General features: G+C 75.2%; 9 protein-coding genes and 1 riboswitch. Of the genes, 4 read left to right on the top strand and 5 right to left on the bottom strand.

Annotation, left to right across the window (positions count from 1 at the left end; genetic code table 11):
- Positions 1-19 precede the first annotated feature (19 nt).
- Positions 20-104: riboswitch (cobalamin riboswitch) on the top strand.
- A 143-nt stretch (positions 105-247) separates the two neighbouring features.
- The gene (cobN, locus tag ACFP3U_RS29760) at positions 248-3862 is read left to right on the top strand and encodes a cobaltochelatase subunit CobN (protein ID WP_380228818.1); all 3615 of its coding nucleotides are present in this window, start codon (positions 248-250) and stop codon (positions 3860-3862) included.
- Between the two features lie 86 nt (positions 3863-3948).
- Entirely contained in the window at positions 3949-5613 is a 1665-nt protein-coding gene (gene lnt, locus ACFP3U_RS29755; RefSeq protein WP_380228817.1) for an apolipoprotein N-acyltransferase, read from the top strand.
- On the opposite strand, the gene ACFP3U_RS29750 is transcribed toward lnt, so the two are convergent.
- The 4 genes from ACFP3U_RS29750 to ACFP3U_RS29735 form a co-directional block, all read right to left on the bottom strand.
- Positions 5589-6353 (bottom strand): VOC family protein, encoded by a 765-nt coding sequence (locus ACFP3U_RS29750; protein ID WP_380228816.1) that lies wholly within the window; start codon positions 6351-6353, stop codon positions 5589-5591. The two genes, lnt and ACFP3U_RS29750, sit on opposite strands and share 25 nt — an antisense overlap.
- Before the next feature lie 12 nt (positions 6354-6365).
- Positions 6366-7274, bottom strand: a complete 909-nt coding sequence (locus ACFP3U_RS29745; RefSeq protein WP_380228815.1) for an NADP-dependent oxidoreductase — start codon at positions 7272-7274, stop codon at positions 6366-6368.
- Between the two features lie 185 nt (positions 7275-7459).
- Positions 7460-8356 carry an AraC family transcriptional regulator gene (locus ACFP3U_RS29740; protein ID WP_380228814.1) on the bottom strand — a complete coding sequence of 299 codons (897 nt, stop codon included), beginning with the start codon at positions 8354-8356 and terminating at the stop codon, positions 7460-7462.
- A gap of 128 nt (positions 8357-8484) precedes the next feature.
- Positions 8485-9765 (bottom strand): hypothetical protein, encoded by a 1281-nt coding sequence (locus ACFP3U_RS29735; RefSeq protein WP_380228813.1) that lies wholly within the window; start codon positions 9763-9765, stop codon positions 8485-8487.
- A gap of 165 nt (positions 9766-9930) precedes the next feature.
- Here ACFP3U_RS29735 and ACFP3U_RS29730 point away from each other — a divergent pair, with 165 nt between their 5' ends.
- Positions 9931-10605 carry a GTP cyclohydrolase II gene (locus tag ACFP3U_RS29730; protein ID WP_380228812.1) on the top strand — a complete coding sequence of 225 codons (675 nt, stop codon included), beginning with the start codon at positions 9931-9933 and terminating at the stop codon, positions 10603-10605.
- An 82-nt stretch (positions 10606-10687) separates the two neighbouring features.
- On the opposite strand, the gene ACFP3U_RS29725 is transcribed toward ACFP3U_RS29730, so the two are convergent.
- Positions 10688-11938 (bottom strand): carboxylate--amine ligase, encoded by a 1251-nt coding sequence (locus tag ACFP3U_RS29725; RefSeq protein ID WP_380228811.1) that lies wholly within the window; start codon positions 11936-11938, stop codon positions 10688-10690.
- A gap of 223 nt (positions 11939-12161) precedes the next feature.
- On the opposite strand from ACFP3U_RS29725, the gene ACFP3U_RS29720 reads away from it, so the two are divergent.
- Positions 12162-13430 (top strand): NAD(P)-binding domain-containing protein, encoded by a 1269-nt coding sequence (locus ACFP3U_RS29720; protein WP_380228810.1) that lies wholly within the window; start codon positions 12162-12164, stop codon positions 13428-13430.
- Positions 13431-13492: the final 62 nt, after the last annotated feature.

The following is a 13492-nucleotide window of genomic DNA, read 5'->3' as shown; positions in this document are numbered from 1 at the left end:
CGCCAGCGACGGCGCAGGGGAGGAAACCGGTGCGAACCCGGTGCGGTCCCGCCACTGTGACCGCGGTTCACCGGACTCCGGGGAAGCGCGGGAGCCAGGAACTCCTGCCGTCCTCCACCGGCCCGGGGCGCGGACCCCGAGGAAGGCTCGAAGCCATGCGCCGCCGCATGCCCGCGACCTCGCGGTGCCCCATGCCGATGCCCAGGCCCGTCCCCATGCCCGTTGTCGAGGCCGGGAGGGCCTTCGCATGATTCTGCTGCTGTCGACGTCCGACACCGACCTGCTCAGCGCCCGCGCGTCCGAGGGTCCGGTCCGCTACCGGCTCGGCAACCCGGCCCGGCTCGCCGCCGAGGAGCTGCCCGCCCTGCTGGAGGGCACCGACCTGGTCGTGGTCCGCCTGCTCGGCGGTCGCCGCGCCTGGCAGGAGGGCCTGGACGCGCTGCTCGCCGGCCCCCGCCCGGTGATCGTGCTGACCGGCGAACAGGCCCCCGACGCCCAGCTGATGGAGCTGTCCACCGTCCCGGCCGGCATCGCCGCCGAGGCGCACGCCTACCTGGCCCACGGCGGCGCGGCCAACCTCGCCGAGCTCGGCGCGTTCCTCTCCGACACCGTGCTGCTCACCGGCCACGGCTTCGCCCCGCCCGCATCCGCCCCCGCCTGGGGTCCGCTGGAGCGCACGGCGCGCACCTCCGAGGGCCCGACCGTCGCGGTGCTCTACTACCGCGCCCACCACATGAGCGGCAACACCGCCTTCGTGGAGACCCTCTGCCGGGCGATCGAGGACCAGGGCGCGCAGGCCCGCGCCTACTACTGCGCCTCGCTGCGCGGCGCCGAGCCGGAGCTGCTCACCGCCCTCGGCGAGGCCGACGCCCTCGTCACCACCGTGCTGGCCGCCGGCGGCACCCGCCCGGCCGACGCGCAGGCCGGCGGCGACGAGGAGGCCTGGGACGCGGGCGCGCTCGCCGCCCTGGACCGGCCGATCCTCCAGGCGCTCTGCCTGACCTGGTCGCGCGCCCGGTGGGAGGCCAGCGACGACGGCCTGTCCCCGCTGGACACCGCCACCCAGATCGCCGTGCCCGAGTTCGACGGCCGGCTGATCACCGTCCCGTTCTCCTTCAAGGAGCTGGACGAGGACGGCCTCACCGTCTACGCCGCCGACGAGGAGCGGGCCGCCCGGGTCGCCGGGGTCGCCGTCGCGCACGCCCGGCTGCGGCACATCCCGGCCGCCGAGCGCCGGCTCGCGCTCGTGCTGTCCGCGTACCCGACCAAGCACGCCCGGGTCGGCAACGCCGTCGGCCTGGACACCCCGGCCAGCGCGATGCGCCTGCTGGAGCGGCTGCGCGCGGAGGGCATGGACCTGGGCAACGACCTGCCCGGCCTGGACACCGTCGAGGAGGACCAGCACGAGGGCGACGCGCTGATCCACGCGCTGATCGCCGCCGGCGGCTACGACCAGGACTGGCTCACCGAGGACCAGCTGGCCCGCAACCCCGTCCGCATCCCGGCCGCCGACTACCGCCGCTGGTACGCCACCCTGCCCGAGGGCCTGCGCACCCAGGTCGAGGAGCACTGGGGCCCGGCCCCCGGCGAGCTGTACGTCGACCGCTCGCAGAACCCGGACGGCGACATCGTGCTCGCCGCGATCCGCTCCGGGAACCTGCTGGTGCTCATCCAGCCGCCGCGCGGCTTCGGCGAGAACCCGGTCGCGATCTACCACGACCCCGACCTCCCGCCCTCCCACCACTACCTGGCCGCCTACCGCTGGATCGCCGCCGCGCAGGCCGACGGCGGCTTCGGCGCCCACGCCGTCGTCCACCTCGGCAAGCACGGCAACCTGGAGTGGCTGCCCGGCAAGACCGCCGCGCTGTCCGCCGAGTGCGGCCCGGACGCCGTCCTCGGCGACCTGCCGCTGGTCTACCCCTTCCTGGTCAACGACCCGGGCGAGGGCACCCAGGCCAAGCGCCGCGCCCACGCCACCCTGGTCGACCACCTCGTCCCGCCGATGGCCCGCGCCGACTCCTACGGCGACATCGCCCGCCTGGAGCAGCTGCTCGACGAGCACTCCAACATCGCCGCGATGGACCCGGCGAAGCTGCCCGCGATCCGCGCCCAGATCTGGACCCTGATCCAGGCCGCCAAGCTCGACCACGACCTCGGCCTGGACGAGCGCCCCGAGGACGACGGCTTCGACGACTTCCTGCTGCACGTCGACGGCTGGCTCTGCGAGATCAAGGACGCCCAGATCCGCGACGGCCTGCACGTCCTCGGCCAGGCGCCGGCCGGCACCGACCGGGTCAACATCGTGCTCGCCATCCTGCGCGCCCGGCAGATCTGGGGCGGCGTCAGCGCCCTGCCCGGCCTGCGCGAGGCGCTCGGCCTGGACGAGTCCGCGCTCACCCTCGGCGCCACCGACGCGGCCGAGGCGAAGGCCCGCGAGCTGGTCGAGGCCATGGAGGCGGCCGACTGGGCGCCGGAGGCGGTCGAGAAGGTCGCCGCCGGGCTGCCGGCCGCCGTCGCCGACGTGCTCGCCTTCGCCGCCACCCAGGTGGTGCCGCGCCTGGCGGCCACCACCGACGAGCTGGACGCCGTCCTGCACGCGCTCGGCGGCGGCTTCGTCCCGGCCGGCCCGTCCGGCTCGCCGCTGCGCGGGCTGGTCAACGTGCTGCCGACCGGCCGCAACTTCTACTCCGTCGACCCCAAGGCCGTGCCCAGCAAGCTCGCCTGGGAGACCGGCCAGGCGCTCGCCGGCTCGCTGATCGACCGCTACCGGGCCGACAACGACGGCACCTACCCGTCCTCGGTGGGCCTCTCGCTGTGGGGCACCAGCGCGATGCGCACCGCCGGCGACGACATCGCCGAGGCCTTCGCCCTGCTGGGCGTCCGCCCGGTCTGGGACGACGCCTCGCGCCGGGTCACCGGCCTGGAGGCCGTCTCCCTGGAGGAGCTGGGCCGCCCGCGCATCGACGTCACGCTGCGCATCTCCGGCTTCTTCCGCGACGCCTTCCCGCACGTGGTCGCCCTGCTGGACGACGCGGTGCGCCTGGCCGCCGCCCAGGAGGAGCCGGACGAGCAGAACTACGTCCGCGCCCACGTCCAGGCCGACCTGGCCGTGCACGGCGACGAGCGCAAGGCCACCGTCCGGGTCTTCGGCTCCCGCCCCGGCACCTACGGCGCCGGCCTGCTCCAGCTGATCGACAGCCGCGACTGGCGCACCGACGCCGACCTCGCCGAGGTCTACACGGTCTGGGGCGGCTACGCGTACGGGCGCGGCCTGGACGGGCGCCCGGCCCGCGAGGAGATGGAGACCGCGTACAAGCGGATCACCGTCGCCGCGAAGAACACCGACACCCGCGAGCACGACATCGCCGACTCGGACGACTACTTCCAGTACCACGGCGGCATGGTGGCCACCGTGCGGGCGCTCACCGGCAAGGCGCCGACCGCGTACATCGGCGACTCGACCCGCCCGGAGACGGTCCGCACCCGCACGCTGACCGAGGAGGCGGCCCGGGTCTTCCGCGCCCGGGTGGTCAACCCGCGCTGGATCGAGGCGATGCGCCGGCACGGCTACAAGGGCGCGTTCGAGATGGCCGCCACCGTCGACTACCTCTTCGGGTACGACGCCACGACCGGCGTGGTCGCGGACTGGATGTACGAGAAGCTCACCCAGGAGTACGTGCTGGACCCGGTCAACCGGGAGTTCCTGGCCGGCGCCAACCCGTGGGCGCTGCACGGCATCAGCGAGCGGCTGCTGGAGGCGGCGAGTCGGGGGCTGTGGGAGCAGCCGGACCCGGCGCTGATCGAGCAGCTGCAGGCGGCGTTCCTGGAGACCGAGGGGGACCTGGAGGGCGAGGAGGGCTGAGCGCCGTCGATCGGTATTCCGCCAGTACTCCGTTCGAGTGATCGCGGGGCTGGTGAGCGGGCCGCGCCGAGCGGACAATACGGGGCATGCCGCGCCCTCCCCTGCTCACCGGCCCCGCCGGCTCCCCCGGTCCCGCCGCTCCCGCGGCGGCCCGCGCCGCCCGCCCCGGCCCCCGGTTCGCCCGGTACCGGCCCCGGCTGGCGGCGCTGGCCGCCGGGGCGCTGCCGGTGCTCGCCTTCCCCGCGCCCGGGGTGGCGGCGCTCGCCTGGGTCGCGCTCGTCCCCGGCCTGCTGCTCATGCAGCGGGCCCCGGGGGCGCGCGAGGCGGCGGTGCGCGGCTGGTGGTTCGGCGCCGGGCTCATCCTGACCGGGATGTCCTGGCTGGTCCGCTCCATCGGCCCCGGGCTGCCGCTGCTCGCGGTGGTGTTCGGGGCGCTCCAGGCCGGGGTGGGCGTCGCGGTGTGGCGGCTGCTGCGCCCGCCGCTGACCGTCCGGCGGGCCCTGCTCGCGCCGGTGGTGGTCGCGGCCGTCTGGGTGACCACCGAGTACGCGCGCTCCTGGCACGCACTGGGCGGGCCGTGGGCGCTGCTCGGCGCCACCCAGTGGCAGCACCCGGCCGTCCTGGCGCTGGCCTCGGCCGGCGGGATCTGGCTGGTCAGCGCCGCCGTGGTGGCGGTCAACACTGCCGTGCTGGTGGTGCTCACCGCCGTCGACCCGCGCCCCCGGGCGGTGGCGGCGCTGCTCGCGGCGGCGGTCCTGGCGGCCGGGCCGCTGCTGTTCGCGCTGCGGCCGGCGCCGACGGCCGCCGGTGCGGCGGGCGGTACGGCGGGCGACTCTGACGGGCCTCGGGAGGTACGGATCGCCCTGGTGCAGCCCGGGATCGTGGACGAGCCGCGGGCCCGCTTCGAGGCCGGCGCCCGCGCCACCGCCGCGCTCGCCGGGCAGCCGCCGGTGGACCTGGTGGTCTGGGGCGAGTCCAGCACCACCGCCGACCTCGACCGCGACCCGGCGACGCTCGCCCGGCTGCGCGCGCTGGCCGCCGGGGCCGGGGCCGAACTGCTGGTCGGCGAGGACGCCCGGAAGGCCGACGGGCGGATCTCCAAGGACACCGTCCTGGTGTCGCCGGACGGCGTGGTCGACCGGTACCGGAAGATCCGGCTGGTCCCGTTCGGCGAGTACATCCCGCTGCGGCCGCTGCTCGGCTGGCTGGCCGGGGTCAGCCGGGCGGCGGGCGAGAACCGGGCGCCCGGCGCCGACCAGCACCTGCTGCCGGCCGTGGACCGGTCCGGCCGCGCCCTGCCGGTCGGCACGCTGATCTGCTTCGAGTCGGCGTTCCCCGACATGGCGCGGACGGCCGCGCGGGCGGGCGCCCGGGTGCTCGTCTACCAGTCGTCGACCTCGACCTTCCAGCGGACCTGGGCACCCGAGCAGCACGTCTCGCTGGCCGCGATCCGGGCCGCCGAGACCGGGCGGCCGGTCGTCCAGGCCTCGCTCACCGGGGTGTCGGCCGCCTTCGACGCCCAGGGGCGGGAGCTGGCGCGGCTGGGCACGGACGGCACGGGCGCGCTGGTGGTGCGGCTGCCGCTGACCGCGCCGACCGCGTCCACCTGGTACGGCCTGGTGGGGGACGTGGTGCCGCTGGCGGCCGTGCTCGTCACGGCGGGGGCGGGCGCGGTGTCCGCCCGGCGGCGGGAGCGGACGGCGGACGGGCTGGCGGACGGGACCGGTCAGCCCTCGGCGCCCGCGAGGTAGATGCCGAACGCCGCGCCCAGCGGGTCACGGAGCACGGCGATCCGCGGACCGTCCGGGACGTCGCCGGGCGCCATCAGCACGGTCGCGCCGAGGTTGCCGGCCCGGAACGCCGAGACGTCGACGTCGGCGACCGAGAAGTACGGCAGCCAGTGCGGTGGCACCTGCGGCGGGAAGCTCTCCCCCATCGTCAGCATGCCGCCGAAGTCCCCGTCCGCCAGGCCCCATTGGGTGTACCGCTCGGACGGGTGGACCGTCCAGCCGAACACCTCCGGGTAGAAGGCGCGGGCGCCGTCCGGGTCGCGGGTGAGCAGTTCCACCCAGCCGAGCGCGCCGGGCACGTTGAGCACCTCGACGCCGGCCAGCCCGCGCGCCTGCCAGATCCCGAACACCGCGCCCGACGGATCCGCCAGGACGGCGAACCGGCCGTACTCCCGCGCGTCCGTCGGCGGCACGACCACCCGGCCGCCCGCGCCGGTGACCCGGGCGGTGGCCGCGTCGGCGTCCTCAGCCAGGAAGGAGACCGACCAGGCGGTCGGCTGGCCCTCGCCGTAGAGCGGGGAGACTGCCGCGGCCGTCGCGCCGTCCAGCCGCATGAACGCGTAGCCGCCCGCCTCGGGGTGCTCGTCGGGCTCCGGCAGCCAGCCGAACAGCTCGCCGTAGAACCGCTGGGCCGCCGCCGGGTCGGTGCTGCCGTGCTCGACCCAGCACGGGCCGCCGGTGGTCACCGTCTGCTGCTTCATATCGACCTGCCTTCAGCTCACTTCGAGGACCAACTTGCCGCGCGCGTGCCCCGATTCGACGAGGGCCAGGGCCTCCGCGACATGGGCCAGCGGGTAGCGGCCGGTGATGTGCGGGTCCAGCTCTCCGGCGGCCACGAGTCCGGCCAGCGCGGCGAGGGTCGCGGGCGTGGTGGAGTGGGTGAGGTAGCGGCCGCCGAGGTCCTGCGCGGTGGTCGGGTCGACGGTGGAGACCAGTCGGGAGCGGTCGGCCAGGGTCACGGCGGCGGCGCGGGCGTCCTCCCCGCCGACCAGGTCGAGGAGGCCGTCGACGCCGTCCGGCGCGAGCGCCCGGATCCGGTCCGCGACGCCCTCGCCGTAGTGGAGCTGCGCCGCGCCCAGCGACTCGACGTACGCGCGGTTGGCGTCGCCCGCGGTGCCGATGACGCGGATCCCGCGGCTACGGGCGATCTGCGCGGCCGCGCTGCCGACCCCGCCGGCGATGCCGAGGATCAACAGGGTCTGCCCGGCGCCCACGCCGATGTCGCGGATCGCGTCGTCGGCGGTCGCGGCCGCCACCGGCAGGGTGGCGGCCTGGTCGAAGCCGACCTGGGCCGGCTTCACCGCGCTCCGCGCGGCCACCAGCAGCGTCTGTTCGGCGAACGCGCCCGCCGCCGCGACGCCGAACACCTCGTCGCCCAGGGAGAAGCCGGTGACGCCGGCGCCGATCCGCTCGACCACGCCGGACGCCTCGGAGCCCATGACGGCGGGCAGTTCGCGCTCCCGGCCGAGCCAGCCCCGGCGGACCTTCCAGTCGACCGGGTTCACCCCGGCCGCGCGGACGGCGATCGCCAGCTGCCCCGGGCCGGGCTCCAGCACGGGCCGGTCCAGGAACTCCTGGACCTCCGGCCCGCCGTAGTCGACGAATCCGAACGCCTTGGCCATCCCCGCTCCACTCTCCGCTCGACGGCCCCCGCCCCAGCATGCGGGCGGGGGCCGGGAGCGGGCCGGTCCTGGTGGGCCGAACGGGCGGGACGGCGGGGGCGGGGGCGGGGCCTCGGCTGACGACTGACAGAATTGGAAATCTGTTATCTGTTATCTGTCAGCTGTTATCTGTCAGCTTTCAGCTGTCAGCCGACGGTCGTCGGCCGACGCCGGCCGCCCGCCCGCACCACCGGGATCCAGAGCTCGGCCTCGGCCCCGGTGCCGTCCACGAGGGGCCGGGTCCGCAGGATCTCCGGACCGGGCTGGAACTCGTACGGGTTGGACGGGAACCACTGGGTGAAGACGTCCCGCCACATCTCCTGCAGAGCCCGCGGGAACTCCCCGCTGACGCTGAACACCCCCCAGGTGCCGGCCGGGACCTCGCGCACGTCGAGGTCGTCCGGCACCTCAGCGCCGGCCCCGACCGCCACCGCGTGGTAGTAGTCGAGCGGCACGCCCTCCGCCCGGCTCTCCGAGAAGAACTCGGTGACCGAGAGGATCCCGCGCGGCTCCTGCTCCGACAGGGCCGCGATCCGCGCGGCCCCGTCCGCCCCGAGCCCCCGGAGGAACTCGGCGATGGCCGGGTTGACCCCCTCGTGCACCAACGGGACCCGGGCCCTGCGCCCGACGATCCTGAACGCCGGCTTCTCGACGATCCGGTATTCCATACTGCTGCTCCCTTCGACGACGAGCCGGAAGGACATCCGGGGCTGGGAGACGAGCACCGCACCGGTCCGCCGGGCCTCGCCCGGCCCGACACCGTGCATCGCCCGGAACGCCCGGGCGAACGCCTCCCCCGAGCCGTAGCCGTAGCGGACCGCGACATCGAGCAGCGTCCGCTCGCCGGCCAGCACCTCGGCCCCCGCGAGGGTGAGCCGCCGACGCCGCAGGTACTCCGACAGCGGCATGCCCGCGAGCGCCGAGAACAGCCGCCGGAAGTGGTACTCCGAGGTGGTCGCGATCCGCGCCAGTTCGGCCGTGTCGACCGCCCCGTCGAGGTGCTCCTCGATGTACTCCATGGCCTGGTTCAGCCGGTCCAGCATCGGCGCCGTTCTCCCGTCCCTCGTCCCTCGTCCTTCCTCCTGCTCCTCACCGTAGGCAGCGGCCACCCGGCCGGACCCGACATCCCGTGCCCGCTCCGGTCGGGTGGCCCGCGGCGCGGCCGGGCCGCTCAGGAGCCGTCGGCGCGCACCGCGTAGACGTAGCGGCTGCCCGCGTACTCGCTGAGGTTCCAGATCACCGACTCGGCGTACTTCCAGTCCGTGGTCGCCGAGCTGTGGAAGCTGAGGTCCTCGGAGCCGACCGCGAGCCGGGTGACCGTGGCCGGCGTGTCCGCGCCCGAGGTCACCGCGCGCAGCGTGCCGTTGGCGGAGCCGTTGCTGGTCGACAGGTAGTGCTTGGACTGCTGCGAGACCACGCCCTGGATCTTGCCCTGCTTGACGGTGACCGCCTCCGAGGCGGTGGTCGAGGCGAGCCTGCGGTCGGTGTGGTCGAGGTCCCAGCGGACCACCTTGGGCGTGGTGATCCTGGTCCCGTCGCCGTTCCACCCGGCGCCGGAGTAGTCGACCGCCGGGGCGGTGAGGTCCTCGGCGTACTCGCTGACGGTGAGGCTGTCGGGGCTGCTGGCCCGGTCCAGGGCCAGGCAGGAGTAGCGCAGCAGCGTCCCGGTGTTGTCGTACGCGGCGCTCTGCGGCAGCACGTAGCGGTAGTCGTACGCGTAGTACGTGCCGTCGGTGGCGTCGAGGCCGCAGACGTCCGGCTTGCCGCTCGCCACCTCGAAGATCGTGTTGAGGTCGAACACCCGCAGGCCCTTGGTGGTGTCCACCATGTAGAGCAGGTTGCCGTACCAGAGGATGCCGCCCGCGTGCCGCTGCACCGGGGCGTACGAGTACGCGCCGCCCGCCGTCTTCACCGGCTCGACCAGCAGCACGTGCCGGTACCGGGGCTTGAGGTGGTCGGTGTGGTCGACGAAGGAGACCCGGACGCCCTTGTTGACGGGGAGGTTCGGGGTGTTGGGGTTGTTGTCCGGATCGGTGTCGAAGTACCAGGAGACCAGGACCACCCGCTTGCCGCCCCAGACGCCCGAGCCGAGCGCGTCCGCGCTGGTGGTGACGCCCTGTGGGACCCATTCGGCGACGCCCTGGTCACCGGGGTTCCAGCCGAAGCCCTCCTGGAAGGCGCCGACCCCGCTCGGGGCCGAACCCAGGTGCACGGCATCCCGGTTGACGTTGGCGAGCACGTCGGCGACGGTGGCCTTCGGCAGTGCGCCGGCCAGGCCGGTGGCGAGTTCGGCGTAGCCGCCGTGGCTGTTGCCGAGGCGCTCGGCGAGGGTGAACTGTCCGGGCGCCAGCGTGCCGGCCTCGGCGACCGCCGGGGCGAGCGCGGCGCCGCCGAAGGCCACGAGCGGACCGGCGGCCATTCCCTTGATGATCGTCCTGCGTGACATGGTCATGGGGTCAAAACGTAGGCCGACCGGAGCGCCCCTGACAACCCGCCACCTCCCCGACCAGCCGAAACGGCGCCGGTCACACCCGGAACCATGTTGTTCAAATTGGAACTACCTAGTACCGTCGACAACCCAGTCCCAGGAGTGCCGCCCGTCACGGAGGTCCGGCCCATGCCGCAGGTCCAGCTGCCGCAGCAGCAGAACGATTCCCAGCCGGCCACCGGCGCCGCCACCGCCCGGGTCCGGGCGCGGGTGCGGATCCCGCTGACCTTCCCGGACGGCTACCGGGCCGAGGCCGAGGTGTTCACCTTCCACGGGCTCGCGGACGGGGCCGAGCACCTGGCGCTGGCCCTCGGCACGGTGCCGGAGGGCGGCACGCCGCTGGTGCGGCTGCACTCGGAGTGCCTGACCGGGGACGTGTTCGGCTCGGACCGGTGCGACTGCGGCCCGCAGCTGCGCGAGGCGGTCGAGCGGATCGCCGGGAGCGGCGGATACCTGCTGTACCTGCGGCAGGAGGGGCGCGGCATCGGGCTCTACAACAAGCTCGACGCGTACGCCCTCCAGGACTCCGGCCTGGACACCTACGACGCCAACACGGCGCTCGGCCTGCCCGAGGACGGGCGCGACTACACCGCCGCCGCACAGATGCTCACCGCACTCGGCGTCGACGGGATCGAGCTGCTGAGCAACAACCCCGACAAGGCCGCCCAGCTGGCCGAGCTGGGCATCACGGTCGAGCGCCGGGTACCGACCGGCGTGCACCTGTCGGAGAGCAACGTCCACTACCTGCGGGCCAAGGTGGAGCGGACGGGGCACTCAATCGAGCTGCCGCGGCTGGTGGGATGACCGGGTAGGACCGCCCGGGGCAGGACGGCCGTCCGAGGCGACCGGCCGCCCCCGCGACACGGCGGCAGGTGCCGGGCGCACGTCAGCCGGTGCCCGCGCCGTGGCGTCCGGGCAGGCTCCGGCCGGCCGTTCGGCCCAGCCGGGCCGCCACCAGGCCGGTGAAGCGCACGGTCTCGGCGACGGCCGGAGCCGGGTCGTCCCAGCAGAGCCAGCCCCGCTCGGTGGCGCGCCGCGGCAGCAGGTCGGGCGGCAGCCGCCGTTCCCGCCACGCCCAGACGGCGGCCGCGGGGACGTCCAGCCCGCCGACTCCGAAGCTGCGGGTCAGCTGCGGGCCGTGCGGAACGCACCGGCCGGTGAGGCCCAGGTGCAGCGCGCGGACCACGTCCAGCCCGTCCACCGTCTCGAAGAGCCGGAACTGCGCGCCGGTCCGCGGGTTGAAGTCCACCAGCTTGTACCGGCCGTCCCGCCGGTCCAGCCGCCAGTCCAGGTCGGCCACGCCGCGGTAGCCGATCCGCCGGCACAGCGAGGCCGCGAGCCGGGCGAGCTCGGGGTTGCCCTCGGCCCGGGCACGGGTGGTGACGCCCGCGCCGGGCGGCCAGGACCGCAGCTTGCGGCCGGTGAAGACGACCGGCGCCGCGCCGTCCCCGCCGCAGCACAGGTGGGTGATCCAGTCTTGCGAGTGTTCCGGGGGCAGGTACTCCTGGACCAGGACGGACGGGTCGCCGCCGGGCGGACACACGGCCAGGAGCTCCGCCTCGTCCCGGACCAGCGTGGTGTGCCCGACCACCGGGGCGCGCAGCCGGGTGTACGGCTCCAGGTTCTTCAGGACCAGCGGGTAGCCGGCCTCCCGGCCGATCCGCAGGAGTTCGCCGTGCCCGACGGGCGCCCATGCCCGGGGCGTCGGGATGCCGTGCTCCCGGCAGATCCGGTGCAGGCCGTCCTTGTTGGCGAGTCGGCGGGGCAGGTCGGGGGCGACGGGGGCCAGCAGGAACCACTCGCGCAGGCGGTCCGCGTGCTCGGCGAGCAGCACCGCCGACTCGTCGTCGGTGGAGACCGCCACGGCCGGCCGGCCGATCACCCGGCCGATCTCCAGCAGGCCGTCGACCAGCAGCTCCGGCGCCTCCATCCCGCTGACCGGCCGGACGAACGTCCCCGCGAGGTAGCGCGAGTACGCCACCGGGGTGCGGCGGCGCTGGAGCATCGCGTAGACCGGGACGCCCAGGCGCCCCAGGGTGCGGATCGCCCCGATCACGCCGTGGTGGGGCGGGTAGTGGCCCACCTTGACCAGCAGGGCAGGGACTTCGCGGTCCGGATCGAGGAGGGGTCCTGGCATGGGGCGGCCTCGCGGGAGGGCCGGGGCGCACTGCGGGCCCCGGGCCGGGGGTGGGTGGGGAGGCAGGGACGTGTCCATTCTCCCGGCCGTCCGCGGCCACGGCCATCGGACGGGAGCGGGCCGACATGCCGGAGCCCCACCCGGGCGGCATCCTGAGAGCAAGGACTTTCCGGCGTTCCGGCGTTCGAGCGTTCCGGCGAAGAGGCGAAGAGAGGACTCCCCCATGGTCGGATCCCCCGCCGGCCACACGGACCGGGCGGCCACCGCGTCCCGTCGCCCCGACGTCCCGGTCACCGTCGTCGGAGCCGGGCCGTACGGGCTGGCGGTCGCCGGGCACCTGAAGGCCCGCGGCGTCCCGCTGCGCGTGCTGGGCGAGCCGATGGAGACGTGGCGGGAGCGGATGCCCGAAGGGATGTACCTGAAGTCCGTCCCCCGCGCCTCGTCGATCGCCGACCCCGGGGGCCGGTACCGCCTGGAGGACTTCCGCGCCGCCGAGGGGCAGCCGCCCGTCGGGGACGGGTACGCCGTCCCGGTCGACGAGTTCATCCGCTACGGGCAGTGGTACCAGCAGCAGTGCGTGCCGGAGCTGGAGCGCCGGACCGTCACCGCCGTCGCCCCGGACCCGGCGGGGTTCCGGCTGGCCCTCGACTCCGGGGAGTCCTTCACCAGCCGCGCGGTGGTCCTGGCGAACGGGTTCGCCCCGTACGCGTACCTGCCGCCCGAGCTGGCCCGGCTGACCGGTCCGGGCCTGGTCTCGCACTCGGCCGACCACCACGACCTGACGCGGTTCGCCGGCCGGCGGGTGGCCGTGGTCGGCGCCGGCCAGTCCGCGCTGGAGACCGCGGCGCTGCTGTCCGAGCAGGGCGCGCAACCGACCGTAGTGGCCAGGACGGCCGCGCTGCGGTTCGGGACCCCGCCCACGACGGAGCGCGGCAGCGACCGGCCGCTGCCGGTCCGCCTCGCCAAGCCGGCCTCGCTGCTCGGCCCCGGGTGGTCCCTGCTGGCCTTCAGCCGGCTGCCCGCCGCCTTCCGCCACCTGCCGGAGCCCACCCGGACGCACTTCGTGCGCACCGTGCTCGGCCCCGCGGGCGCGTGGTGGCTGCGGGACCGGGTGGAGGGCCGGTTCCCGCTGCTCGTCGGCCACCGCCTGCGGTCGGTGACGGCGGACGGCGACGGGGTGTGCCTGGAACTGGCGGACGCGCGGGGCCCCGGCCCGCGGCTGCGGGTCGACCACGTCATCGCCGCCACCGGCTACCGGGTGCGCATGGACCGGCTCACCGTGCTCGATCCCGCCCTGCGGCAACGGCTTCGGCTGACCAACGGCGCCCCCCTGCTCGACGCGTCCTTCGAATCCGGCGTCCCCGGGCTGTTCTTCACCGGACTCGCCGCCGCCGCCACCTTCGGGCCCGTGATGCGCTTCGTCGCCGGCACGGGCTTCGCCGCCCGGCGGATCGGCGGCGCGATCGGCGGCGCGACCGGCGGCTCCGGATGACACGCCCGACAGAACCGCCCGAACAGCACTGAACCGGACATTCCGCTGGCTATATTCGCTGG

It is taken from the genome of Kitasatospora misakiensis, assembly GCF_042656005.1.
Classification (GTDB): Bacteria; Actinomycetota; Actinomycetes; order Streptomycetales; family Streptomycetaceae; genus Kitasatospora; species Kitasatospora misakiensis.
The sequence above is the reverse complement of the archived record's forward strand: the minus strand, read 5'-3'. Positions and strand labels throughout refer to the sequence as shown.

What these genes read in the sequence shown, in the direction of transcription:
- ACFP3U_RS29745 (WP_380228815.1), bottom strand. Translation starts at nt 7,274, where the DNA reads ATGGCCAAGGCGTTCGGATTCGTCGACTACGGCGGGCCGGAGGTCCAG.
- cobN (WP_380228818.1), top strand. Translation starts at nt 248, where the DNA reads ATGATTCTGCTGCTGTCGACGTCCGACACCGACCTGCTCAGCGCCCGC.
- lnt (WP_380228817.1), top strand. Translation starts at nt 3,949, where the DNA reads ATGCCGCGCCCTCCCCTGCTCACCGGCCCCGCCGGCTCCCCCGGTCCC.
- ACFP3U_RS29735 (WP_380228813.1), bottom strand. Translation starts at nt 9,765, where the DNA reads ATGACCATGTCACGCAGGACGATCATCAAGGGAATGGCCGCCGGTCCG.
- ACFP3U_RS29730 (WP_380228812.1), top strand. Translation starts at nt 9,931, where the DNA reads ATGCCGCAGGTCCAGCTGCCGCAGCAGCAGAACGATTCCCAGCCGGCC.
- ACFP3U_RS29750 (WP_380228816.1), bottom strand. Translation starts at nt 6,353, where the DNA reads ATGAAGCAGCAGACGGTGACCACCGGCGGCCCGTGCTGGGTCGAGCAC.
- ACFP3U_RS29720 (WP_380228810.1), top strand. Translation starts at nt 12,162, where the DNA reads ATGGTCGGATCCCCCGCCGGCCACACGGACCGGGCGGCCACCGCGTCC.
- ACFP3U_RS29740 (WP_380228814.1), bottom strand. Translation starts at nt 8,356, where the DNA reads ATGCTGGACCGGCTGAACCAGGCCATGGAGTACATCGAGGAGCACCTC.
- ACFP3U_RS29725 (WP_380228811.1), bottom strand. Translation starts at nt 11,938, where the DNA reads ATGCCAGGACCCCTCCTCGATCCGGACCGCGAAGTCCCTGCCCTGCTG.